Annotated in this window: 25 protein-coding genes and 1 riboswitch; of the genes, 7 read left to right on the top strand and 18 right to left on the bottom strand. The window is 33.1% G+C overall.

What is annotated here, in order from left to right; genetic code table 11:
- The first annotated feature begins 147 nt into the window (after positions 1 to 147).
- Positions 148 to 1,608: a S41 family peptidase gene (locus QLQ95_RS03895; RefSeq protein ID WP_482502712.1), complete on the top strand. Its 1,461-nt coding sequence runs from the start codon at positions 148 to 150 to the stop codon at positions 1,606 to 1,608.
- A gap of 82 nt (positions 1,609 to 1,690) precedes the next feature.
- On the opposite strand, the gene QLQ95_RS03890 is transcribed toward QLQ95_RS03895, so the two are convergent.
- From QLQ95_RS03890 to QLQ95_RS03850, 9 genes are all read right to left on the bottom strand, one after another.
- Entirely contained in the window at positions 1,691 to 2,749 is a 1,059-nt protein-coding gene (locus QLQ95_RS03890; RefSeq protein ID WP_482502710.1) for a DUF5074 domain-containing protein, read from the bottom strand.
- A gap of 4 nt (positions 2,750 to 2,753) precedes the next feature.
- Complete coding sequence (locus tag QLQ95_RS03885; protein ID WP_482502708.1) at positions 2,754 to 4,607, bottom strand: TonB-dependent receptor plug domain-containing protein; 1,854 nt, start codon at positions 4,605 to 4,607, stop codon at positions 2,754 to 2,756.
- A 28-nt stretch (positions 4,608 to 4,635) separates the two neighbouring features.
- Positions 4,636 to 4,843, bottom strand: a riboswitch (cobalamin riboswitch).
- Between the two features lie 65 nt (positions 4,844 to 4,908).
- Positions 4,909 to 5,442: an alpha-ribazole phosphatase gene (gene cobC, locus QLQ95_RS03880; protein WP_095929521.1), complete on the bottom strand. Its 534-nt coding sequence runs from the start codon at positions 5,440 to 5,442 to the stop codon at positions 4,909 to 4,911.
- Complete coding sequence (locus QLQ95_RS03875; protein ID WP_095929522.1) at positions 5,427 to 6,212, bottom strand: adenosylcobinamide-GDP ribazoletransferase; 786 nt, start codon at positions 6,210 to 6,212, stop codon at positions 5,427 to 5,429. Before QLQ95_RS03875 ends, cobC begins: the two co-directional genes overlap by 16 nt.
- A gap of 399 nt (positions 6,213 to 6,611) precedes the next feature.
- The gene (gene tnpA, locus QLQ95_RS03870) at positions 6,612 to 7,043 is read right to left on the bottom strand and encodes an IS200/IS605 family transposase (protein WP_428239160.1); all 432 of its coding nucleotides are present in this window, start codon (positions 7,041 to 7,043) and stop codon (positions 6,612 to 6,614) included.
- A 58-nt stretch (positions 7,044 to 7,101) separates the two neighbouring features.
- Positions 7,102 to 8,781: a nicotinate-nucleotide--dimethylbenzimidazole phosphoribosyltransferase gene (gene cobT / locus QLQ95_RS03865; protein WP_482502705.1), complete on the bottom strand. Its 1,680-nt coding sequence runs from the start codon at positions 8,779 to 8,781 to the stop codon at positions 7,102 to 7,104.
- A 137-nt stretch (positions 8,782 to 8,918) separates the two neighbouring features.
- A complete protein-coding gene (gene cobU / locus QLQ95_RS03860) occupies positions 8,919 to 9,428 on the bottom strand; it encodes a bifunctional adenosylcobinamide kinase/adenosylcobinamide-phosphate guanylyltransferase (RefSeq protein WP_482502703.1) in 510 nt (169 codons plus the stop codon).
- A gap of 20 nt (positions 9,429 to 9,448) precedes the next feature.
- Positions 9,449 to 9,829, bottom strand: coding sequence for a four helix bundle protein (locus QLQ95_RS03855; RefSeq protein ID WP_320493205.1), 381 nt, complete (start codon positions 9,827 to 9,829; stop codon positions 9,449 to 9,451).
- A gap of 30 nt (positions 9,830 to 9,859) precedes the next feature.
- Positions 9,860 to 10,222, bottom strand: coding sequence for a C1orf53 family protein (locus tag QLQ95_RS03850; protein WP_320493207.1), 363 nt, complete (start codon positions 10,220 to 10,222; stop codon positions 9,860 to 9,862).
- Between the two features lie 94 nt (positions 10,223 to 10,316).
- Between QLQ95_RS03850 and QLQ95_RS03845 the strand changes: the two genes are divergently transcribed.
- The 3 genes from QLQ95_RS03845 (at position 10,317) to QLQ95_RS03835 (ending at position 13,349) form a co-directional block, all read left to right on the top strand.
- Positions 10,317 to 11,459: an ABC transporter substrate-binding protein gene (locus tag QLQ95_RS03845; RefSeq protein WP_482502700.1), complete on the top strand. Its 1,143-nt coding sequence runs from the start codon at positions 10,317 to 10,319 to the stop codon at positions 11,457 to 11,459.
- A gap of 2 nt (positions 11,460 to 11,461) precedes the next feature.
- Positions 11,462 to 12,487, top strand: coding sequence for an iron ABC transporter permease (locus QLQ95_RS03840; RefSeq protein ID WP_095929527.1), 1,026 nt, complete (start codon positions 11,462 to 11,464; stop codon positions 12,485 to 12,487).
- Positions 12,488 to 12,572: 85 nt separating this feature from the next.
- Positions 12,573 to 13,349: an ABC transporter ATP-binding protein gene (locus QLQ95_RS03835; RefSeq protein WP_320493213.1), complete on the top strand. Its 777-nt coding sequence runs from the start codon at positions 12,573 to 12,575 to the stop codon at positions 13,347 to 13,349.
- On the opposite strand, the gene QLQ95_RS03830 is transcribed toward QLQ95_RS03835, so the two are convergent.
- Genes QLQ95_RS03830 through QLQ95_RS03815 form a run of 4 tightly spaced genes read right to left on the bottom strand, consistent with a single transcriptional unit; the run spans position 13,336 to position 15,535 of the window.
- A complete protein-coding gene (locus QLQ95_RS03830) occupies positions 13,336 to 14,154 on the bottom strand; it encodes a hypothetical protein (protein WP_428239165.1) in 819 nt (272 codons plus the stop codon). The two genes, QLQ95_RS03835 and QLQ95_RS03830, sit on opposite strands and share 14 nt — an antisense overlap.
- Before the next feature lie 51 nt (positions 14,155 to 14,205).
- Entirely contained in the window at positions 14,206 to 14,664 is a 459-nt protein-coding gene (locus tag QLQ95_RS03825; protein WP_428239166.1) for a tRNA (cytidine(34)-2'-O)-methyltransferase, read from the bottom strand.
- Between the two features lie 45 nt (positions 14,665 to 14,709).
- The gene (locus tag QLQ95_RS03820) at positions 14,710 to 15,282 is read right to left on the bottom strand and encodes a pseudouridine synthase (RefSeq protein ID WP_428239167.1); all 573 of its coding nucleotides are present in this window, start codon (positions 15,280 to 15,282) and stop codon (positions 14,710 to 14,712) included.
- A gap of 46 nt (positions 15,283 to 15,328) precedes the next feature.
- On the bottom strand, positions 15,329 to 15,535 hold the full coding sequence (locus QLQ95_RS03815) for a hypothetical protein (protein ID WP_320493215.1): 207 nt from the start codon (positions 15,533 to 15,535) through the stop codon (positions 15,329 to 15,331).
- Between the two features lie 143 nt (positions 15,536 to 15,678).
- On the opposite strand from QLQ95_RS03815, the gene QLQ95_RS03810 reads away from it, so the two are divergent.
- The 3 genes from QLQ95_RS03810 (at position 15,679) to QLQ95_RS03800 (ending at position 20,718) form a co-directional block, all read left to right on the top strand.
- Positions 15,679 to 16,053 carry a hypothetical protein gene (locus tag QLQ95_RS03810; protein WP_320493216.1) on the top strand — a complete coding sequence of 125 codons (375 nt, stop codon included), beginning with the start codon at positions 15,679 to 15,681 and terminating at the stop codon, positions 16,051 to 16,053.
- Between the two features lie 155 nt (positions 16,054 to 16,208).
- Positions 16,209 to 16,961, top strand: a complete 753-nt coding sequence (locus QLQ95_RS03805; protein WP_482502696.1) for an SDR family NAD(P)-dependent oxidoreductase — start codon at positions 16,209 to 16,211, stop codon at positions 16,959 to 16,961.
- A 310-nt stretch (positions 16,962 to 17,271) separates the two neighbouring features.
- Positions 17,272 to 20,718, top strand: a complete 3,447-nt coding sequence (locus tag QLQ95_RS03800) for a T9SS type A sorting domain-containing protein (protein ID WP_482502693.1) — start codon at positions 17,272 to 17,274, stop codon at positions 20,716 to 20,718.
- 273 nt (positions 20,719 to 20,991) lie between these two features.
- Here QLQ95_RS03800 and QLQ95_RS03795 read toward each other — a convergent pair whose 3' ends face one another.
- The 5 genes from QLQ95_RS03795 to QLQ95_RS03775 all read right to left on the bottom strand — a co-directional run bounded on the left by QLQ95_RS03795 (position 20,992) and on the right by QLQ95_RS03775 (position 25,176).
- Positions 20,992 to 21,501, bottom strand: coding sequence for a MepB family protein (locus QLQ95_RS03795; protein ID WP_095929535.1), 510 nt, complete (start codon positions 21,499 to 21,501; stop codon positions 20,992 to 20,994).
- Between the two features lie 45 nt (positions 21,502 to 21,546).
- On the bottom strand, positions 21,547 to 23,292 hold the full coding sequence (locus QLQ95_RS03790) for a hypothetical protein (protein WP_482502691.1): 1,746 nt from the start codon (positions 23,290 to 23,292) through the stop codon (positions 21,547 to 21,549).
- Positions 23,289 to 23,804, bottom strand: a complete 516-nt coding sequence (locus QLQ95_RS03785) for an RNA polymerase sigma factor (protein WP_320493221.1) — start codon at positions 23,802 to 23,804, stop codon at positions 23,289 to 23,291. The genes QLQ95_RS03790 and QLQ95_RS03785 overlap by 4 nt, the downstream gene beginning before the upstream one ends.
- Positions 23,805 to 23,891: 87 nt before the next feature.
- Positions 23,892 to 24,293, bottom strand: a complete 402-nt coding sequence (locus QLQ95_RS03780; protein ID WP_095929538.1) for a hypothetical protein — start codon at positions 24,291 to 24,293, stop codon at positions 23,892 to 23,894.
- Positions 24,294 to 24,300: 7 nt separating this feature from the next.
- A complete protein-coding gene (locus QLQ95_RS03775; protein ID WP_482502689.1) occupies positions 24,301 to 25,176 on the bottom strand; it encodes a protease complex subunit PrcB family protein in 876 nt (291 codons plus the stop codon).
- Between the last annotated feature and the right edge of the window lie 132 nt (positions 25,177 to 25,308).

Below are 25,308 nucleotides of genomic sequence, written 5' to 3'. Positions count from 1 at the left end.
GCTTATATATTCAAGACGAGACACAATTATATTTGTTACAACAAAAAAGAAAATATTTTTTTATGTAAAAAAAATACTGCTTTTAAGATAAAGCTAAAACTAAAGATACTATTTTTACGTTTATTCAGAATATATAACCTACACGATATGAAAACAAATTTAAAGAGTATTCTTTTTCTCTTTTTATTCGCATTTTCTTTACAGTCTTGTGAAGATCAGGATGATGTTGCAGCTCCAGCAGACTTGCAGATTAATAATTTTATTTGGAGAGGACTAAACGAAGTCTACTTATGGCAGGCCGATGTGCCCAATCTAGCAGATGGCCGTAATTTGCAGCCCAATTTTAATCAGTTTTTAAGAGGATATTCTCATTCAGAGGATTTGTTTGAGGATTTATTAAACAAGCCCGTGAGTAAATATCCAAATGGCGATGCCATTGACCGTTTCAGTTGGATTGTTGAAGATTACACTGTTTTGGAACAGGAGTTAAGCGGTGTTACAAAAAATAATGGTGTTGACTTTAGATTGAGCCGCGTATCTTCAGGATCGAATGATGTGGTAGGTTTTGTACGATATATTATTCCAAATTCTGATGCTTCTACTAAAGCCATTAAGCGTGGTGATCTATTTACGAGTGTAAATGGTGTGAAACTTACGGTTTCAAATTATCAAGAATTATTATTGAACAAGGATAGTTATACGCTAAACTTGGCAGATTATAATGGAAGCAGTTATGTTTTGAATGGAAAATCGGTTGACTTGACGAAAACTGTTTTAGAAGAAAATCCTATTTTAATCAGTAAAGTGATTCCTTCTGGAAGCCATAAAATTGGTTATTTAATGTATAATGGTTTTTATCCAGGATATGACGAGAAATTAAATCAGGCTTTTGGCGAATTCAAATCGCAAGGAATAACAGACCTAGTTTTAGATCTTCGATATAATGGAGGAGGATCTGTTACATCTTCTATTAGACTTTCTAGTATGATTACAGGACAGTTTGACAACCAGATTTTTGCTAAAACGCAGTTTAATACAAAGTGGATGAAAGATATGACTGCTGATGATTTAGAAAGTTTGAATTACAGATTTGTAAATAATATTGATGGAAAAGCGCTAAATAGCTTAAACTTAAATACAGTTTATATCATTACAACGGCTAGTACTGCATCTGCCAGCGAATTGGTTGTTAACGGATTAACCCCTTATGTTAATGTCGTGCAGATTGGAGAAACTACGACAGGTAAAAATGTGGGTTCATATACGATATATGATTCAGAAACTTTATTTACTAAAAAAGGAATTAATCCAAATCATAAATATGCAATGCAACCTTTAGTGTTTAAGATTTCAAATTCTGCAGGTTTTGGAGATTATACTCAAGGTTTGCAGCCTACTTATGTACAAAGAGAATATTTGGATACCTATGGTATTTTAGGTGAAACGTCTGAGCCTTTGCTTAATCTAGCTATTTCAAAAATTACAGGTGTTTCTGCTAGAAGAGTTCTAAACGATTCTGAACCGGAACATCCTTATTTGACCGATTCAAAAATTATAAACGGATTAAGACACGGAATGTATTTTCAAAATGCTCCAAAGAGTTTTTAAGAAATTATGCAATAAATAGAAAAGGCTTTCATCACTGAAAGCCTTTTCCATAAAAAAACAAAAACTAATTCTAAAGGTAAAATTAATCGTTAAAGTAGAATCCGTTTGGACCTAAACCAACAGTTAATTCTTTTAATAAGCTTCCGCTTAAGTTATAAATATAAGCTTTACTGCTTGAAGCAAAATCACCACCATCTGCAATAAAGATTCTATCATCTTTTACAGCAAAACCATACATTTTTCCGTACTCAGAAGTTGAGCTGTATTCGAAAATTGGAGTTGTAGAAGCTGAAGTTGCGGTGTAATCCATAGCGTAAACTGCAGTTTCTAGAGTATAGTATATTTTATTGTTGTAAATGTCTAGGTTTTTAACTCCATCAAGAGCTTCTGGAAAAGTAATTTTGCTGATAGAATTGTCAGATAATTTTACTTTTATAATTTCACTTCTTTCTCCGTATGAGCTTCTAATAGTGTATAAAACACCATCTTTAATTTCCATTGTATCTGCTCCTAAACCAATAGTTAAAGAAGTTTCAAGCTTATTTGTTGCTGGATTTACTACAAGTAATTTATCGTTATTGTAAGGTTCAGTTACATATAGCTTATTGTTGTAAACTTCAATATGGTTAGCCGTTGTATTTAGGTTAATTGTAGATTCTACTTTGTTTGTAGCTAAATTGATAACAGCGATAAAATCATCTGTATTACCAGCTGGGTTTGTGCTAGACGCGTAAGTATTGGCATTGGTAACATAAGCTTTTCCGTCTTTTACAACACCGTATCTTGGAGTAATTAAGCCAGTCTCAATCTTTGCTTCAAGTTTAAATGTATAACGATTTACTACATTTATAACATTAGAACCGCCAGCAATGATGTATGCTTTATCTCCATCAAAAAAGATATTCTGAAGATATTTTCCAACAAAATCAGAACCATTTACAGTATTGTATACATCTTTTGTGAAAGTATTTAAATCGTCGCTAACGAAAGAAACAGAACCTCCATCAGTAAAATTTCCCTCATTTAAGATGAAAATTCCATCATCATAAACTCCTTTTGGATCATTGGAGTCATCGTCATTAGAACAAGAAACAAAAAGCGAAACGCTAAGTGCTACTAAAAATAATCTAGTTAGTTTCATTATATTAAAATTTAAGGTTTAAGTACAAATTAAAATTCCTTCCTGGCATTGGTCTATATTCTAAACTTTGATAAAATGTATTCCAAAGATTTAAAACCTGAAATCCTACTTTAAAAGAAGACAAAAGTTTAAAATCGTAGTCAATTCCAATATTAGATACATTGTAGGCATCAACAATTTTATCAGGATCGTTGTCAGATTGTGTATAGACAAAGCCATTATAAAGAAATTGATAATAGGCAGAAATGCTTTTTCTTGAATAAGCAACAGAAGCTGTAACTTTATTAAAAGGAACAAAAAACAACTGTTTTTTGGTTTCAACATTTTCTGAAACTGTATAAGCGTAAGTTGCATTTGCAGTCAGGTTGTTTTTGCCATAACTTTTCTTCCAACTCAACAATGTTTCTGCTCCATAGCTATTTACTTTGTCTGTATTTTGTGGCATCCAAATACCATTTGTTCCAGGAACCCATCTTAGCAAATCTTTTATTTTCATGTAATAAAAGGTCTGAGTTATACTAAAATTTTGAAAAGTAAAAACATTGCCAATTTCTGCCTGATAAGAACTTTCGGGTTTTAAGTCTGGATTTCCGCCTTCTTCCCAATACAAATCATTGAAGGTTGGAATTCTGAAATTTCGTGATGCATTTAATTTCAAATTATATAATTTCCCAAACTGATAAGAAGAACCAACTGAAAATAGGACAGGAGATTGGTAGTTGTCTGTGAATTCTTTTCGAATACCAAATTCGTTTTTCCAATTAACTGAAGCATCTTGTTTAAGAAGTAAAGCTGCAGAACTTATTTCTCTTACATTGTCGCCAAAACCACTGCCATATCCTTTTGTTCGATTATATTCTAGGATTCCATTGGCTTGTAATGATTTGAATATTTGATACCCCAGATCTGCTTTTGTGATTAAGCCTTCTGTTTTTCCGTAAGTATAAATATTACTCGAATTATCGGCATAATATTGATAGTTCTCGAAAATATAAGCAGTTTTTAAATTGGTAGTAAACTTCCCAAAATTACCGTCATATTCTAGTAAGTTTCTATTAAAGCCATTAACATACTTACTTTTCATTTCCGATTCAGAAACCAAAGACGTATTTCTATCTGTGTTTGAGGTTTGGGTGTATAGTTTTAGAGTGTTTTTGGCATCAATTTTATAACCAGCATTAGCACTTAAAGTAATAACGTCATATTGGCCATTTTGGTTCCAGCGCTGTTCGCCTTTCCAGTTGTACTGGTTCAGATATTTATAATCGTTTGTCGAACTATTTTTAGACAATCCGATTTGAGCACTCCATTTTTTGTTAGAAATAGAAGTTTTATAGTTAATCCCAATCGTATTAAAACTACCATAATCTAGTCGTAAATTATTCTCAAAACGATTAAAAAACAACAAATCGTTGTTTAAATGAACGGTTCCTCCAACAGCACCGCTTCCATAAATCACGCTTCCGCCACCCGCTTTTACGCTTATCGAATTATAATCGGAACCCGAAATGGTATTAAAATCGGTGCTTCCGTTCATTTGGGAATTAATGTTAATTCCATTCCAGATTACTGCGGTCTGAGAAGAGGTAGTTCCTCTAAAAGCTACCGTAGATAGCATTCCGCGACCGTATTCTTTAAAGTAAATCGTAGAATTAAAGTTTAATAAATCGGTTAGAAGAGCTTCGTTTTTGCCAATAACAGAATCGTTTAATTTTAAAACAGATTGTGAAACTGAATATTTTTTTAAATTTTTGTCTGAAACCAATACTTCTTTAAGGCTGGTAATAGAATCGCTCTGCGCCCAAATAATCTGGCACATCACAAATAAACAAAAAGCAAGAAGTCGTTTTAAAGTCATAATTCCTTCACTCTTTTTCCCGAGAGCTCGATAAATTGTTACAAAGGCAGGTCTCCTGGCTTGCGTCTTGCTGTTTACCTTCCCATCACGCAGGGCGTGACAGTGGTGATGTAGTTACAGCAAGCATTCATTTTTGTGAACTTAGCTTACAGTTGCGGGTACAGCTCAAGAAATTACTTGATTCCCTTTTAATGTGTTTTTGAATTAAAAACACAACCTTAATTTGCTGCAAAGATAAAGTTAAAAATACTGATTATTCAAATTTCTTTTACGTTTCATGGAAAATTATAAATTATTTGCATTAAAAATCGATTTTTATAACTTCTCCGAAATCAACTTTATTATTGAAAGCGTCTTTTAATGGCAGTGAACTCTGATGGCACAAAATACTTCTGATGATTCCGGCGTGAGCCACAATAACAATTGGCTGATTTGTTTTAGAAATTGTTTCAGATAAAAAATTACCGACTCTTTCGTGTAATTCAACAAAAGATTCTCCGTTTGAAACTTTGATATTCACAAAATCTTCCATCCACGGATTGAGCTCCTCAGACGGAATTTCGTTCCAGCTTTTCAATTCCCAATCGCCAAAATTCATTTCCTTTAAACGTTCGTCTTCGTGATAAGAAATGGTTTTAATATTTTCTTGAATATGTTTTGCTAAAATGACACAGCGCTTTAACGGACTAGAGAAGATTATTGCCTCCGAAGGAAGTTCAGAAATAATTCTGCCGAAAATTTCATCAAATGGAACTGCAATATCAACATCTGATTGTCCGTAACAGATTCCTTTTTCGCAGATGGTTTCGGTATGGCGAACTAGATAAATTTCCATAAAAATAAAATACTTAAGTAAAATACCACTTCGCAAACTTGTTGTGTAGCGCCAAGACAATCTCCTGTATAACCGTCAATCCATTTCTGAAAATATCGCGCTAAAAAATATCGAGTTATATAAACGGGAATTATAGCCAGAAGAAATTTTAAATCAAAATAAGAAAATACAAGTAACGGAATTAATCCAAAAAAGAAAGAGCCAAAAACTTCTTTCCAAGTATATTGTTTAGCGATTGGTTTGCTTTTGCTAGAAGCATCTTCACGCGAATATTCGTGTGTAAAAATAATACTGATTGCCGCCAGACGACTCAAAGAATGTGCAGAAATGAATAAAAGGAAAATTAGTAAAATGTTATTAGTGAAAAGTAAAATAGATTCTGAAAGCAGTTTGAATTTTAGTAGAAAAAGTAAAACCAATCCGATTGCTCCATAAGCGCCAATAGCGCTGTCTTTCATAATCATTAGGATTTTTTCTTTGGTCCAGCCTCCACCAAAACCATCACAGACATCGGCAAATCCGTCTTCATGAAAAGCTCCAGTAGTTAAGATAGAAGCAATAATTGCCAATATAACAGCAATTTCCGTTGAAAGAAAAAATGAAAAAAGATAAAAAGCCAGAAAGGAAATACTCCCAACAATCCAACCAATAAATGGGAAATATCTTGTGGCTTTATTTAAATAATCTGGATGATGTGTAATGTTTTTTGGACACGGAATTCTGGTGTAAAACATTAAACAGGTGAAGAAAATATGTAGTTCTTTTTTCATTTGATTATAATTGTTTGGCTAAAGCCCTCTTTAGGAGCAAATTTATAACCTCCAGATAAATCTGGAGGCAATTCAAAAATAAAATTTAAAAAAAAAATGATTTCTATGAATTGCCAACATCTTTAGATGTTGGTTTATTTATAGGTACTAAGATTGGCTTTAGCCAAATTTTCTTGAGATTGCTTACATCCAAAATTGACTATAAATTCTTCACATTTCATTTGATTATGATTATTGTTTGGCTAAAGCCCTCTTTAGGAGCAAATTTATAACCTCCAGATAAATCTGGAGGCAATTCAAAAATAAAATTTTAAAAAAAAAATAATTTCTATGAATTGCCAACATCTTTAGATGTTGGTTTATTTATAGGCACTAAGATTGGCTTTAGCCAAATTTTTCTTAAGATTGTTTAAATCCAAATTTGATCATAAATTCTTCATATTCTTCTTGAAATGTTTTCTTTTTATGATGCTCTTCTTGATTTTTAATATAATCCCGAACTTTATCTACAATAGATTCTGAAACTGAAACTGCAAAATATTCATCCTGCCATTCAAATTTATCTCTAGTCAATTGATTTTTATTAATCCAATATGAAGATTCACCTTTTAATAGCTGTATTGTTTTCTGAAGAGTCTGATTATTACCTAATGAAATTAAACAATGGCAATGATCAGAATATCCACTAATGAAATGAAGATAAATTTCTTTATTTAATGCATTTTCTTTCATGTGATTCCACACTTTTTGACGAAGATCAGCTGAATTTAAAAAAGGAAATCTGTTTTTGGTACTCCAAACACAATGAATATAAATTTTTGTAAAAGGCATGTAATAAATAACTTTAATTAGAAATTCAAAGTTATAAACTTTAAACCTTAAAAGAAAGTTATTTCCTACTTATTCCCGCGCTTTCAAAACTCGCCATTTCATTCAAAAAAGATTCAGCCGATTTTAAAATAGGAAACGCGACAGCACAGCCTGTTCCTTCTCCCAAACGTAAATCGAGATTTAAAATAGGTTTTGCTTCTAAATAATTTAGCAATTCCGAATGCGCTTTTTCAGCAGAGCAATGGCAAAAAACAGCATTTTGTTTGATGTTCGGATTTATATTGGAAGCAATTAAATATGCCACAGTACAAATGAAACCATCAACGAGAATTATCATTTTATGATCAAAAGCAGCAATCATTCCGCCAGCCATTTGAAGAATCTCAAAACCGCCAAAATAGGAAAGTTGCGAGATTAATTCGGCTTGACCAGAATAATTATCTAATGCTTTTTGGAGTAAATTTTGTTTTAGAAGCAGTTTTTCGTTTTCAACTCCAGTTCCTTTTCCGATACATTCTTGAATAGGGAAGCCGGTTAAAAGGCTCATTAAAACAGAAGCGGTTGAAGTGTTTCCAATTCCCATTTCGCCAAAACCAATGCAGTTTGAACCAGATTTTGCAATATTTTCAACAATCGATTTTCCTTTCTCAAAACAGAAATGAACTTCCGATTCGCTCATTGCGGGAACATGGAGAAAAGACTGCGTTCCCTTTGCAATTTTAGCATCGATTAATTTGGCATTAGTTGGAAAATCATAGTTGACGCCTGAATCTACAATAGACAACTCAATATTGTTTTGTTTGCAGAAAACGTTTATTGCTGCACCGCCATCGAGAAAATTATTGACCATTTGTCTTGTAACATCCTGCGGATAATCACTTACGCCATGATTTGCAATTCCGTGATCTGCTGCAAAAACGACAATATTTGGTTTTACGATTTTCGGATTTAAAGTTTCAAAAACCTTTGCCATTTGAAAGGCCAGAGATTCTAAAGTGCCTAAAGAACCTACAGGTTTTGTTTTTGAATCTATTTTTTCTTGTAAAAGTGTATTGAAATCAGATTTGTTTTGTATTTCGCTTTCTGATTTCAAATCAAAATCTGGAACATTTATTTGATGAATTTCTTTGATTTCAGTACAGATAGGCGCTTCCGATTTTTGTTTCCAATGCAATTGCTGCAGCATTGGCTGATTGTTGTAATTGGTGGCTGGTTTTCCGATGCAGAAATATCCCAGAGGTTCTATATTTTCAGGTAAATCAAGGATTTTTTTAAACTGATAATAATTGAGGATCGAAACCCAGCCCATTCCATAACCTTGTTCTGTCAGCGAAAGCCAAATGTTTTGCGCGGCACAAACCGAGCTGAATTTTACTGCTTCGTTACTGCCAATTGTTCCAATCGTAAACTGATTGAGAACCGAACGGTCGTAAGCAATGACGAGCCCGATGGGTGCTTCTTCGATTGCTTCGAGTTTTAGTGATCTGTAAAGTTCTTTCTGTTCAGGATTATCGGTAAGTTCTTCGGCTTTTTTATTATAGTCTAAAAAAAGTTTTTTAATAGACGTTTTAACCTCGTCTGACTTAATCAGAAAATATCTTGTAGCATCGGTCAATCCGACAGAAGGTGCCCAATGCCCAGCTTGTAAAGCTTTCTCAATTACTTCATCTGGAACTTTATCGGCTGTAAAATGTCGTGTGTCTCGGCGGGATTTTAATATATCGTCTAAATTACTCATAATTTTCAATTTCAAATATCAATATCAATATCAATTTACTCTTTATGTAAAGATACTTCACGATATTGGAATTTGAAGTTTAAAAATTCAGAATTTGTTTTATTGATTTTTGAAATTGACATTGAATTTTGCCATTGTTACCCTTTTATTTTAACTGGAATTCCCGAAACCATCAGCACAACTTGATCGGCATTTGCAGCAAGAAATTGATTCATCCAACCCTGAAGTTCAACAAATTTCCTCCCTATGTGAGTTTCTGCATGAACGCCCATTCCGATTTCGTTTGTTACAATAATGATATTGGCATTTTCATGTTTGGCAATGGCAAGAAATTCTTTTTTTGCTTCTTCCAAACTAAGCTCCACATCGTTTTTAGTATCAATAAAAAAATTAGTCAACCAAAGCGTTACACAGTCAATTAAGGCCGTTTTTCCAGAAAAATCAATTTCGCTTAAGTATTTCTCTTTTTCAATATTGGTCCAATGTTCGTCTCTTTCCTGCTGATGACGATCAATTCGGTTTTGAAAATCTGCATCCCACTTTCGAGCAGTCGCTACATATAAAGGAGAGTCGGAAAGTTCTAAAGCTAATTTCTGAGCATACCCGCTTTTTCCAGAACGCTCGCCGCCAGTTATTAAGTAAAGCATTTTTATATAATGGTTAATTATTAATTGTTAGTTGTTAATTTTTTTATGTTTAATTGACTTTTGGAAGTTTTAAGTATGCTAGTAATTAACTTTAATATAGCAATCGCATCATTAGAAATGTTTTGAAATTCCTTTTCGTTAAGATAATCAGTTGCTTTTAATAATTCCAGCCAATAGACAGTTTCATTAGCTTCTTTTTGAGCAATTGCAAATTTATGAATAAAATCGCTTTTACTTTCGGCGTGTTCTGCTTCTCGAATCATTGCACCAACACTCGTTCCAGATCTTAAAAGTTGCTTTGCTAGAATAAATTCTTTTTTATCATTATTTAAATATTGATATAGTTTGACAATTCTTACAGCGAAATCAAAACTTTTATTTCGAACAATATTATTTTTCATAATTTACAATTAACAATTTATAATTAACAATTAAAACGGGCAATGTCGGCAGTTGTTTCCGCAGCAAGTTCCTCTTTTTAAATGAAACCAAGCTTTAAAAACGTAATTGCCATTTTCGATATAATAGTCAATTCCTTCAATTAAATTGTCGTTTTTCGGCAATAGCATTGCCTTATTATTAAGAGCCTTTTTTGGAGTTACGGTTTCGACATAAGCATCAATTTTATCTTCGCAGGCTTCCTTAAAGCACACAGGACAAAGGCAATCGCCTCCTTCAGAAAGATTGAAAATGGGTGGGTAATCATTACACCAGCACTTATTTTCGGGTGAAGTGTCTCCGCATGAAAAAGCGGTTTCGCAACTGGAGCAGATTTTTGTTTTTGGTGCATTCATCAAATAAAAGGCTATTTGTTTAAATTTGTACGAATAAAGGTAAACAAAAAAAATAGAAATTAATTTACCTTTGTGGCTACACAAAACATAAAATATGAAATATTTTTTCCATAAATTACCCGTCGTTTTTGTACTACTTATCCTAATTGGATGTAAAAAAAATGAAGCGCAAGATGTTGTAAAATCTACTACTGCCAAAGAAAGTATCGAATTTGCTTCTGGACTTTCGATTGTGAAAAACGAAGGCTATTCGATTGTAAATGTGAGTAATCCGTGGCCAAATTCTAAAACGAAATTTACTTACATTTTAAAAGAAAAAGACGTACAAATTCCAGATAGTTTAAAGAAATATATTGCTATAAAAGTTCCTCTAGAAAGTGTTGTTGTAACTTCAACTACAAATATTCCTTTTTTAGAAATGTTAGAAGTTGAGAATAAATTGGTCGGATTTCCACATACTGATTATATTTCTTCGGAAAAAACAAGAGCGTTAATTGACAAAGGTTCTGTAAAAAACGTTGGACAAAATGAAAAACTGAATATCGAACAATTAATAGAATTATCCCCAGATTTGATTGTTACGTTTGGTGTAGATAACAATAACCCGATGCTGGATAATCTTAAGAAAAGCGGTTTAAATGTTTTGATTCAAGGTGATTGGATGGAACAATCTCCGCTAGGAAAAGCAGAATGGATTAAACTTTACGGCGCTTTATTCGGAAAAGAAGAAAAAGCAAAAGAATTGTTTGATAAAATTGTAGAAAGCTACAATCAGGCGAAAAAATTAGTTAGCGATAAACCAGCAACTTCAAAAGTGCTATACGGATCTATGTACGAAGATGTTTGGTATGTTGCCAAAGGAAATAGCTGGGTGGCAGAGTTTATGAAAGATGCAAAAGCTAATTATTTATGGGCTGATTTAAAAGGAACTGGAAGCGAAGGTTTGTCTTTTGAAAAAGTTTTGGACAAAGCCAAAGATGCTAATGTTTGGATTGCTTCTGGATCTTTTAAAAGTTTGGATGAATTGCAAAAAGCAAATCCGCATTATACGGAATTTGATGCTTTTAAAAATAAAAGTGTTTATAATTTTGAAGGTAAAATGGGAGCGACAGGCGGAACGGTTTATTACGAATTGGCGCCAAGCCGCCCTGATTTGGTTTTGAAAGACTACATTAAGATCTTTCATCCCGATTTACTGGCGAGCTACGAGTTTACTTTTGCTTCTAAACTGAATTAGTTTTGGTGAGTAAAACACGAAATACCATTTTATTTGTCGTTCTGGCTTTAGGTCTATTATTAATGTTTTTTGCTAGCATTAGTTTAGGATCGGTTACAATTCCGTTGAAAGATGTTTTTGCAAGTTTAACAGGTGGTCATGCTGCAAAATCAACTTGGGAATATATTATCATTAATTATCGTTTGCCAAAAGCAATTACGGCAGTTTTAGTCGGAACGGGGCTTTCAATAAGCGGACTTTTAATGCAGACTTTGTTCCGAAATCCGCTTGCTGGACCTTATGTCTTAGGATTAAGTTCTGGTGCAAGCCTTGGTGTGGCTTTTGTCATTTTAGGAGCAGGATTTCTACCTTCTTTTTTAAGTGTAATTGCATTGTCTTCTTACGGAATTGTTTTGGCATCTACTTTAGGAAGTACTTTGGTTCTTTTTTTAGTTTTAGTTGTTTCGCAACGATTACGTGATACAATGGCAATCTTGATTGTGGGTTTAATGTTCGGAAGTTTTACCACAGCAATCGTAAGTGTCCTAACTTATTTTAGTACGGCAGAACAACTTCAGAAATTTACTTTTTGGTCAATGGGAAATCTTGGAAACCTTTCTTGGACAACCATTACAATTTTAACTTTCTGTGTTGGAATTGGATTGGTTTTAAGCGCCAAAAGTATCAAACCATTAAACGCCTTGCTTCTTGGAGAAAATTATGCAAAAAGCATGGGATTGAATTTTAAACAGGCCAGATTAGTTATCATTTTTGCAACAAGTATTTTGTCTGGAGCGATTACAGCATTTGCAGGACCAATTGCTTTTGTAGGTTTAGCAGTGCCTCATATTGCAAAACTGACTTTTCAGACAAGCAATCATACTATTTTGTTTTGGAGCACTTTATTTTTTGGTTCGATAATAATGCTATTTTGTGATATTGTTTCGCAAATGCCAGGCTTTGATGTCACACTTCCAATAAATGCCGTTACGTCTATAATTGGTGCACCTGTTGTTATTTGGCTTTTAGTTCGAAAAAGAAATTTTTAATACTATTTAGCCACAGATTAAAAGGATTTTGTTTTTAGAAAAAAAACTTAGAACCTCAGCATCTTAGTAACTTAGAATCTCAAAAATGAAAAATATCTTAAAAACATCGGATTTAAACATTGGATACAAATCCAAGAAAGGAGTGACGACTATTGCTGAGAATCTTAATCTTAATCTTGAAGCGGGTAAATTAATCACTTTGATAGGGGCAAACGGAATTGGAAAATCAACTTTACTCCGAACGATTACTGGAATTCAAAAGCCTTTATCGGGAAATGTTTATTTGAACGAAAGAAATATTTCAGACTATCAGCCTTTAGAATTGGCACAAAATCTTAGTTTGGTTTTAACCGAAAAGCTACCGCCAAGTAATCTTTCTGTTTTTGAATTAGTTGCTTTGGGGCGCCAGCCTTATACCAATTGGGTTGATAAATTGTCTAACGAAGATATTCTAAAAGTTCAGGAAGCAATGCAATTGACACAAATCGAACATTTGGCTTCAAAAAAACATTTTCAAATTAGCGACGGACAATTACAAAAAGTTTTAATTGCACGAGCATTGGCACAAGATACGCCGTTAATTATTCTAGACGAACCTACAACACATCTTGATTTACTGCATAAAGTTTCCTTGTTTAAGTTATTAAAGAAACTAACAAAAGAAACGCAAAAATGTATTTTGTTTTCGACACATGATATCGATTTGGCCATTCAGTTAAGCGATGAAATGATTATGATGACGCCAGAAAATATAGTGCAAGATCAGCCGTGTAATTTAATTTCAAACGGAAGTTTCAGCAATTTGTTCAAAGATGAAAATATTGTTTTTGATGCTGAAAAAGGGAAGTTTATTGTGAGTTAATATTATTGTTTTCAAAACGAATACGGTAGACATGAAGCAAATTTTCTAATTCTTGATTTTTTACGTCTAATTCTCCAATATCAATCTTTTCATTATTAAATGCCAAATATGTTGTGGAATTTCGTCCTCTTGTTTCGGTAAAAACTCTATCGTTTTTTATGTTTTTCCATTTAATAAGCTTTTCATCTTTTAATTTTATTCCTTCAGCATTAATTATAATTTGAGGGCTTTTATCTCGTGACTTTTTAATTTGACCGTTAGTTAAATAAAGACCAGATCCTAAAAATAATAGTCCCCAATATTCTTTTTCATAAAGCATATAAAAACCTAATAGAATACTACCTAAATAAATTGCCAATAACAAAAGAACGGTAATTTTTGAATAATAAATGAATGTTTCTTTTGGAACCGAAATGTCATCTTTATAGATGTCTTTTTCTAGAAATTTTTTATCTAACTGTTTTAATTTTTGTTTTTGCTGATAGTTTTTAAATTCTGTCTTTTCGAACCAACTTCCGCTTTTCCAAATCAATTTTTCTTCAACAGCTTTTCTCTGTAATTCGTGAATATTTCGAACATTTTCATATGCCCAAATTTTCCAGTTATTGACAAAATAGCTCCATACAAGCCATCCAGATACAAATCCCAAAACAAAACCTACGAGAATAATCCATCCTTCTAGTAATTGTATATACGAAAGGTAAATTCCGCCACAAATAAGGCCAAAAGTTACAATCATTGGCAAATATTTTAATTGCCATCTGCCTTTGCTTAATGCCTGTTCTACAGTTACGCTTTCTTTCATAAAGTTAAAGAAGAAATTTAATTACATTATTTCAATTAAGCAAATAAACGATTAAACCTTTTTTAATCCAATCTGTCTCCTCGCTTCACCAACCACAAAAGCAACCGAATTAGCAATATTAAAACTGCGAATAAGCGGTGACATCGGAATCGTTAAATGATTTTCGAATCTTGCCATAAATGCTGCGCTCAAACCAACGCTTTCTTTTCCGAAAACCAGCCAGTCACCATCTTGAAATTCGTTTTCTAAATAGGATTTATCAGAATGCGAACTCATTAAAAAAACACGAGATTGATCTGGAATCTGCGCAATCCATTCTTCTACATTTTGATATTCGGTAACATCAAGATGAACCCAATAATCCAATCCCGAACGTTTTAGATTCTTGTCGTTTATTACAAATCCGAAAGGATGAATTAAATGAAGACGACTTTCTGTGCCCACACACAATCTGCCGATATTTCCAGTATTATTTGGTATTTCTGGTTCTACAAGAACAACGTTTAACATCTTTTTTGAGTTATGAATTATGAGTTATGAGTTTTTTAGAATTATCTAATTTTCTAATTGAAAATCGGATACTTCTAAAACTTCTCCTGCTTTTAGATTTTGCAAATATACGTTTCCTATTCGAACACGAACCAGACGAAGCGTTGGAAAACCAACTGCAGCAGTCATTTTTCGAACCTGACGAAACTTTCCTTCGTTTACGGTAATAGAAGCCCAAGAAGTCGGGCCATGTCGTTCGTCTCTAATTTTTTTGGCTCTCGGTCCAAAATCTGGAATTTCAGTAACGATAAAAGCAGAACAAGGTTTTGTTTTGTATTTTCCGCCATCAAGACCAATTTCGACACCTTTTTGCAATTGCTCGATAGCTTCTGGAGTAATGACACCGTCAACTTGAACGTAGTATTCTTTGTCTACTTTTTTGCTTCTTACTTGTTCGCTTACCATTCCATCAGTTGTCAATAAAAGTAAACCTTCAGAATCTTCATCCAATCTTCCAATTGCCATTGTTCCTTCGGGGAAATTGTGCAATTCGCCCAAAAGCTTTTTCTTTCTTTTTAATTCATAAATAAATTGGCTTAAGTAGCCGTAAGGTTTAAAAAGAATGAAGTGTTGGTGCATTTTTAATTTTTTGCAAAGATAGTTCCTTTCTTAAAATTAAAACCGATTACGGCTTTTGAGATTTCATTTTTTTCAGCCATTGGTACACAAACCAAATTACGGTTGTAGCAAAAATGACAATTAAAATAGGATAGTAGTTTTTAAAAAATTCATGAAAATAACTTCCGACTAAAATATAAACAGAAGCCATGCAAAGTTTAATCAAGATAAATTCGGAATTGGACCAGCTGGTTTTGATTTTGAAGAAATTCATAATATGAAGTCTTAAGTTGCTTTGAATAAAGGTAATAAATAAAAAATGAGATGGCAATTATAAAAGATATGCAATCTTAAGTCGTAATTTTTTTGGAGTTAGAATTCGTAATATTATCATTTAAATCTAAAAATGATATTGTTATGGAAACGAATAATTTAGGAACAAAAAAGATAAACGGAACGCAAAAGGATATTGATGAATCTAAAGGAAAAAACGTTTCGCACGATAAAGAACTAAAAGATGCCAAATTGAATAAGGAGTTGGTAACCGATACCGATGGGGATAAAAAAATTGTGGAAAGAGCCCGAAACGAAAATGAAAATATTAATGAAACGCTTCATCAAGTAAATCCTGATAATGCAAATGCAAATCGTGGAGTGGAAACAGAGGATGAGGCCAAAAAAACGGTTGAGAATAAAGACCGCAATTCTGATATAACACCCAATCGATATCCAAACTCACATCCAGATAATCATAAAGATCGTGGAAATATGAAATTGGATGAAGAGGAATAAGACAATACGAAATTTTAAGCAAAAAGGAGTCAAATTAATGTCAAATAACATAAGATTAGCGGTTCGCGTTAATGTTATTGTAAACTCTTTTTAAAACTTCGGTATCGGTTGAGATCTTCGTAAATTAGAGGTATCAATTTAAAAACATATTTAAAATGGCACTTTTAGAAAATAAAGTAGCTTTTGTATCTGGCGGAGGATCAGGAATCGGACGCGCGGTAGCAGAAGCCTACGCTCGAGAAGGAGCAAAAGTAGTAGTATCGGATATAAATGTAGAACACGGTGAAGAAACCGTAAATAATATAAAAGAAAAGGGTGGAGAAGCTTTTTTCGTAAAAGGAGACTCGTCGAGTGCAGCTGATAATAAACATATGGTTGAGGTGACAGTTTCTAAATACGGTCGTCTGGATATCGCGTGTAATAATGCAGGTATGGGAGGACCAGCCAAACCAACAGGAGAATATGATCCAGAGGCTTGGGATAAAGTAATAGGATTAAATTTAAATGGTGTTTTTTATGCCTGCCGTTACCAATTGGAGCAAATGGAGAAAAACGGAGGAGGAAGCATTGTTAATATCGCTTCTATCCACGGGCAAGTTGCGGCTCCACTTAGTCCAGCCTACACCGCTTCTAAACATGCCGTGGTTGGATTGACAAAGAATATAGCGGTAGAGTATGCGCAAAAAAATATTCGATGCAATGCTGTTGGACCAGGTTATATTGAAACAGCACTTTTAAAAGACAATTTAAATAAAGAAATGATGCAGGCCGTTGCGGCAAAATCAGCAATGAATCGTTTAGGAACAACAGAAGAAATTGCCGAATTGGTAACTTTTTTAAGTTCTGAAAAATCTTCTTTCACAACAGGAAGTTATATTATAGCCGATGGTGGTTATACAGCTGTCTAATTATTTTTTAGAGTAAATAACAAGACAATTGAAAAAAGCAGTAAGCGAAAGTTTACTGCTTTTTTTGTTTAAAATAAGCTGAATTTGTAGGAAATACGGGCGTTTGTGAGGTTTTTTGATGTAACTGATGTTTTGAATAATGTTTTGTGTTAGGTGTTTTTTATTGATTTTATTTTATTATCTTTAAGATTGTGTTAAGTTTTATTGAATTATATTGATAAATGACCAAACATTAAGTTTATGGTTTTGTAACATTAGCTTAATTTTAAAGACAATAAATTTGAACTCTAAAAACTCTATTCTTTAACGTATGAAAAACAATTACTCTTTTCGTCATGTAATGACTTTTTTAAGTTTTTTCTACTGTCTGGTGCTAAGTGCACAGACAATGCCAGATAAACGTTCAATACCTTACACGCAAAATTTTGAGGAATTAGTAGCCGGAACTACTACTGCATACCCTGTTGGTTTTCAGGGATGGACAGTTACCGGGCAACCAGGAGCCAATTTTAAAACTATTGCGCCTGTAGCCAATGCAGTTTTGGCAGCTGTTGCATCTAATTTGCCAGCGTCTGCTGCATCTGGAACGGGGAATGTTTATAATTATGATGGTAAACTAGGCTTTTTAAACACTGGAAGTGTTGATTATACTATTGGTTTTGCCTTTTCAACTTCTGGAGTAACAAATGTGAGGGTTAAATATGATGCAATGACTATTCGTAATCCATATGGGCTTCCTGGAAATCCAGTTTCAAGCCGAATAAATGAAATGGTATTGCAATATCGTATTGGAACAACTGGAGAGTTTACATCTTTGTTAGGGACAGTTTATACTAATAATACAGTTTTGCAAACTGGAAATACTACCGAACCGCAAAATCTTCAGACTATAAAAGTAACTTTACCAGCAGCATGTAATAATCAGGAGGAAATTCAAATTAGATGGATTTCAAGACAAATTTCAGGTGCGGGTTCTCGTCCATCTTTTGCAATTGATAATATAGATATTGAAAAAGATCTTTTTGCTCCAGTTAATATTACAGGCTATCCAAAGGCAACTAATGTTTTAGGTGATAGTTTCGATTTTATTGATAAAATAGATGAAATCGGAAAGACATATTATGTACTATTGCCTGGTGGCAGTACAGAACCAACAATTGCACAAATAAAAGCAGGACAGGATTCAAACGGAACCGCAGCACTGCAATCTGGGGTTTTTGATATAACAAATCCAGCTCAGGAATATGTAAAAAGTTTTACGGGATTAAATTTAAATACTGCTTATAGTGTTTTCTCTATTTCTGAGGATCCTTATGATAATTTACAAAATTCAGTTAGTAAAACAGATGTTACAACACTCAGTGTGATGCCTCCTGCGATTTCTCCATCTGTTGCTGTATTGAATTTAGGAGGTACTGAACCAAATTTTGATCCTTTAACAAAAAGCTACCAAATAGGAGCTTCTGATCTTACTGCGAATGTAGTAGTTACTGCATCAGGAAGTTTTACTATTTCAAAAGATAATACGACATTCTCAACATCTTTATCATTTGTTCCTACTGATTTTGATTCTAATGCGACACCAACGGTTTATGTAAAATTCACTCCAACTTCTGTTGGCAGTTTCACTGGTTCTATAACTCATGAAACAACAGGCGGTACAACTAAAACAGTTAATTTGACTGCTTTTGGAGTAAATCCTTATGTACAAAATTTTGACGATCCAAATGTTTTTGTAAACAGTAAATGGTCACAATACAATGAAGCAGGACCTATAAACCAATGGACTCACACTACACAATCTCGAAATGTTAATTCTGGAACTGGAGCGGTTTTAATGAATGGATATTCAGACAGTGGAGCAAGTAAAGATTGGTTAATTTCTCCAAGATTACGTTTAGATGGCTTTACTCAAATTCCGTTATTATCTTTTTATTCTCGTCAATTTTATGATGGACCATCTTTAAAATTAATGGTTTCAACCAATTATGATGGAGTTAGCGACCCAAACACAGCAATTTGGATACCACTAAATGGTAAATTTCCGGAAACTACAGGAAGTTATGCAAAATCTGAGTTTATAAATTTAGCCTCTTATAAAACAGATCATACGTATTTGGCTTGGGTTTACGAAACTACTTCTGGCGGACTTGATAATGCTGCAGAATGGTCTTTTGATGACTTTGCTATTATGGACGAATCGAAATATGTAGATTCTAACCCGCGTTTAGATTTTGCAGATGTAAGCCCGAATTCAGTTTCTGCTAGTCAGTCTTTTGTTTTTAATGCGGCAGGTTATGGTGATATTACTATTGCTGCTCCAGCTTCGTATGAATTATCGGGAGATAATATCTCATTTGCGTCAAGCATTATTGTTTCTTCTGCAGATGCCTTAATAGGAAAAACAGTTTATGCGAGATTTGCACCAACAACAAAAGAACCAACTATTTCTGGTGTTTTAACTATTACAGGAACCTCTCTAAATAAAGAAATTGGTTCATTTACGGGATCTTCTATATTAAAGGAAGATACTTATGATGTGGTGTCTTATAATTTAGAGTTTTTTGGAACTGATGTTAAAGATAAAACGGGTAAAGAATTTGGACCAACAAATGATGCGTTGCAAATAGAAAACGTGGCTAAAGTAATGAACAAATTAAATGCTGACGTTTATGTAGTTCAAGAAGTTTCAGATGAACTGGCACTAGATGTTTTAATTCAAAAAATTAGTGTTAACGGAAAAACATTCGATAAAACAATTTCAACTTCTTGGTCTTACTCATTCCAAGCTTTAGATCCGTATTTCCCACCTCAAAAATTGGTTGTAATTTACAATACGCAAACGACTACTGTAAAAAGCACAAAAGTTTTGTTCAAAGATTTATACGATCAAGTTCGTTTTAACACGGTAGTTTTACCAGGTTATCCAGGAACAGATACTCCAGAAAAAAACGATGATAGTTTTTTCTCATCAGGACGTCTTCCTTATTTGGTTCAGGTTGAAGCTAATGTTGGCGGAGTTAAAAAAGAAATTAACTTGATTGATCTTCACGCACGTGCAAACAGCGGAACTGATATTTCAAAATACAATCAGCGTAAGTATGATATTGACTATCTAAAAGATGCATTAGATGCTGAATATCCAGATGCAAATTTAATTCTTTTAGGAGATTTTAATGACGATGTAAAAGCGTGGGTTGGAAATGCAAATACAGCTTCGTCTTATAAGAAATTTGTAGATGATACTACTAATTACAATGCATTAACATTAGGTATTAGTCAGGCTGGAGCATATAGTTTCTTAAGTTCGCAAGGATTTTTAGATCATATCTTAATTTCAAACGAATTGAATGAAGATTATATCGCCAACTCAATTGCAGTTTACGATCCAAGAAATGATATCGCAAATTATACGACAACAACTTCAGATCACGGACCAGTAATTGCTCGTTTCGAATTGAAAAAAGACGTGCTTTCTACACCTGATTTTGGGAAAAATAAATATTTCGTAAAAGCATATCCAAATCCTGCAACAGATGTTTTGAATTTTGATATCAAAACAACTTTAGGGAGAGATTTGAAAATTAGATTATACGATTTTAATGGTCGTGCGATTGGAAATCCAATTAGCGTTAAAAATGAATCTGAAGTTAGTACAGCAGTTGTTGCAGTTGGTAATCTAGTTTCTGGAGTTTATTTCTACACAGTTACAGAAAATAATAAAGTAATTTTCAAAGATAAAATCATCAAGAAATAATTGATTTTCAAGAAAAGAAAAAAGCTGTCTCAAAGGGACAGCTTTTTTTGTTGAACGAAAGATTCTTTCTCTCTAAAACCCCAGCGGGGTAAAATATTTATAGAGCTAAAACAACACAAATAAAAAAAGCTCCGGAGGAGTGACATGTTTTTTCTGCAACATAAACATGTCACTCCTCCGGAGCTTTCTGTTGTAAACATTTATACTTTACTATAAATATTTCGCTTCTCCGAAGCTTACAAAAAAAGCTGTCCTTTTGAGACAGCTTGCTTTTTATGCAAATATTTTTCTGATTTCATTTAAATCAATTTGATCTCGATCGGTAAAAGAAAAGAAATAATCCAATTGCCATTTTTGAGTTTTTTGTGCTTGTTTGCTCGTAGTTTCATCCCAAGGCGGGTAAACTCTTGTCGCTCTAATTCCTTCTTTATTTTGGGTAGAAAAAATACCTTTTTCAAGTAGCGTTTTCTTCGGAAAAATAAATTGACCCCAATTCTGATCTTTTCGAACATTGACAATTACAAAATCAATAGCATCAGAATAATCAAAAGGTTCTATCGTTCCAGTTTGATTTCGTTTCCATAGAGTAACAAACTGACCTGTTTTGGTTGGAGTTATTTTGGCCTCTCGATAGCAAATGTTTTTATTGTTTAGCAGAAAACGATAGGCGCTGTATTCGTCGCTTTCGCTTTCTTTTTCAACAGAAGTTATTAATAATTCAGCCTTATCATAAACGATTTCTTTGCTTAATGATAAATCAGCAGGAGCTGTAGTAAAATTCATAAAATTCAATTCTCAAGTATTCTTGAAATTTACTGCAAATTTGTTTTAGAAAGAAACATTCAAACCAAAATTTAATCCCCATTGGAATTGGTTGAAAGACTGACTGTTTAACGGATTGATATAATAATTCATAGCAGGCTCAACAAAAACATTGGTTTTTTTATACACACGATATTGAACCGTACTGCTCAAAGTAGAACCATAAACATAATCATTCGCATTCATGTTTTCTCCTATAGAATGCCCATCCAAATTCACACTATTAGAAATTAATTTACCCACAAAACCACCTGTATTTAAATTAATGCTGGCTTTATTTTTATTAAAAATAGAGTAAGAAACCTCAAGAGGCATTTCTACATATCTTAAATTTTGATCCAGTTTACCTGTTTGCACATTTTCACTTTTTAGAGCTTCTTTTGTACTATTTGAAATCAAAAGATAATCTTGGGCTGGTGCATTAGACGAAGCGACCGGATAACTATCAGGGGCAAAAAAAGCATTGCTTTTGGCAGATAGATAAGATACATTGGCAACACTTTGTCCTAATTCGCTAATTTTCAAACCAGAACCAACAGCCCATTTTTTGTTAATGCTGTATTTTGTTTTTACACCATAAGAATTAGATTGTTTAGAATCGTTTACGTTACCCAATGTTTTTTCGTTCTTGGTGTTTTCAGAACTTGCAACACCAGCAAAAACGGCAACAGCCCATCTTTCTTTTTTATTGATAAGATTGTCTTTTTTCTCTTTTTCTTCTTTTTTCTTTTCTGGACTTAAAATTCCTTTTTCTAAATTCTGAAGTTCAGCCAACTGCATAGAATCGGTTTTGCTCAAACTGTTGGTGATTTTTACATCTTCTTTTATAATAACAGCTTTGTCATTGCGTTTATTCTCATTTTTACTAGAAACCCCATTATTTGAATTATATGCATTGCTGTTTGTAAAAGAGTTATTATTTGCAGAATAGCGCTGATTATTGAAAGCAAGATTTTTATTGTTTTTTGGAGCAATCTGTTCTTCAAAAATCGAATTGGAAAGCTGTTTTTTTGCTGTCGAATTAAATTTGTTTTGTTTGCCAAATGCAACTCTTTCTTCAGAAATTCCTTTATTAGAAGATTTTGCATTGTTTTCTAAAATAGATTTTTTAGAAGATTTCAAAATAGATTTATTTTCTGCTAAACCTGAGTTTTGATAGGCAACAGATTGGTTCGGAGTATTTGCTGGAACTCCTGTACTAGATTTTTTAGAAGATTTTGCAATTGCTTTTTCTTCTGATGAACCCGAGTTTTGATAAGCCACAGATTGATTCGGAACATTGGCAGGAGTTGGCGCAATGTGTTTAGAATCTTTTTTAGTGGTTTCGTTTTTAGAATTTGTTTCTGCTACAGAAGTTTCTTGAACTGGAATTCCTGATTCTGTATTGAATTGATTTTTTCTTGTCGAATTGTGGTTTAAAGAATCTGCTGTTTTGCCAATATTTTTATTTTGATCTAAATTTCTGTTGTTAGAATTATCGTTTGTTTTTTTATCCAAAACAACACTATTGTTGCTGTTTTCTAAACCGCCATTGTTGATTTTTATATTTTCAGGCGAAGCAGTAAAATGTAATATTGAAGGCAGAAGCAACCCTAATAATAAGCATGCAGCAGCCGACCACCAAAGAACAACTCGCTTCTTCTTTTTAGGTTTGTCTAGTTTTTCTTCAATCTGACTCCATAACTCTGGAGGCGGAACACTCGAAAAGTCTTCCATTGATGAAAAAATATCTTCTATTTTGTGCTTCTTCATGCTGTTTTAAAATTTTTTATGCTCAAAATTCGCTTTTGTAATATATGCTTGGCGCGATTTAAATTTGATTTTGATGTCCCTTCGGAGATTTTTAAGAGTTCGGCGATTTCTCTGTGTTTCATTTTTTCAAATACATACAAGTTAAAAACCGTCCGATATTGATCTGGTAAATCCCGAATGTATTCCAGCAGTTTTTCCTGTTCTATCGGAATAGCTTCCAGTTCCTCTTCTTCTACAAAATCGGTATCGGGATCAAAAACATCCAAAAAGAAACTCTCTTTTTTCTTTTTGTTTAAAGTCTCGATAAGCTTGTTTATAAAAATCCGTTTCAGCCAGCCTTCAAAACTTCCTTCAAATTTATATTGGCCTATTTTCTGAAACGCAATTACAAAGGCCTCCTGAAAAACATCTTTCGCGTCATCTTCGTTCTTCATATATTTCAAACAGATACCATACAAAACAGGAGAGAACAACTGATAAATTTTCAGTTGTCCCTCCCTGTCATTTTTCATGCACAGTTTGATATATTTTTCTAACTCGTCTTTCAAGAAATGGTTCAAATTTGATTTTGCAAAAATAGTTTTAAATAGCTTACAAAACTATCTTTTAAAAATAGTTCGAGTACCGTCTTGACTGTTGCTTACAATTGTTAGGTTTTGATTGTCAAGGTTTTCTATTACGTAAGTTTTGCCTTCAAACGTAATTAGATCATGTTCCGACTGGTCAAAATACCCTTTTCCTTTCTCTATCTGATAAGCGCTGTTTCTTATCTCCACATTGTCTTTATAAGTAATAACCCTTCCATCTTGAGTAAAGATGATTTTTTTGTTAAACCCAATTGATTTTGGGGTCGCCACATAAGGATTGTTAGAACCTCCTATAGATTTTTCCCAAATCCAAGTATTTATTATTGATCCTGCCGCTTCTTCTCTAGAAGCATTTACAGAAATCATTGATGTAAAAAGAAAACAGACAATAAAAGATAAAAAGAGTTTCTTCATGATTGTATTATTTTAAGCTTGTAATTTTTTCTTGAATCGTTTTTTTGAAAATTTTTATTTCGGCACTTTGGTCTGCAGTGTCGTTGTTGTCAATATAAACCTTAGTAAGGCTTGCTCCTTGACGCAATTCAAAATAAATTCCGCCTTGATCTCCAGCATCAGGAGTACCATATGTTTTAGTTTGTCCTTTTAAAGCCAAAATCTCTGCAGGAACATCTTTTAATAATAGAGTATATTCGCCTCTTTTGATTGTTGGAGTATATCTGTATTGCCCAAAAGCATATTGTTTTGCTCCAACATTTAAGAATTTTAAAGTGTTGTAATCATTAATCTGATAGAATTTTTGACAGTCCGAGCTTAAACATTGGTTATTGAAGCTTCCAATAATAATATTATCTGCATTTTCTGTAGTTTTATTGAAGATCATTCCTTTTGATGTTTTCGGAATCAAAACAAAATCAGTTGGGTATGTAGGAGCTTGAGTTACGTTTTCGCCCACAGCAGGAGTTCTTTCGTAATAGTTTACCACGATTTCACAATTGTTTTCTACAATAGAGCTAATTACAATTTCGTAACCGCTTGTAGGTTTAGCACCAGCAAAAATTCCAACTAAATATTCTTTTGTAAAATCAATATTTGGGTCACTTGCAACAGGACAGCTGTTCGCATGTTTTGTGAAATACTCATTCATTTTTTCTTGAGATCCCACAACAATTGCTGCTGGATTATTTTGTAATGTTTTTTCAGTATAATTACAAGAGAAAGGAAAACCAGTAAAATTTACAACTGTATTTGTACCGCAATCTACATAGTTATTTCCGTCATTGAGAGAACAGGCGCTGAATCCGAAGGCTACAAATAAGCCAAGCATTAATTTTTTCATAATTATTTTAATAGGTTTATATTTTAGTAGATAGGGGTTTCAAAAAAAGGTTGCGTTGAGGTGAAATATTTTTTTTGAAATAAAATGTTGGTTTAGTTTGGATTGGGAATGAATTAGTGAAATTTCTATTTT

Source organism: Flavobacterium sp. B330r, from assembly GCF_056824325.1.
Note: the sequence above shows the minus strand (reverse complement) of the source record. Positions and strands in the feature narration are given on the sequence as shown.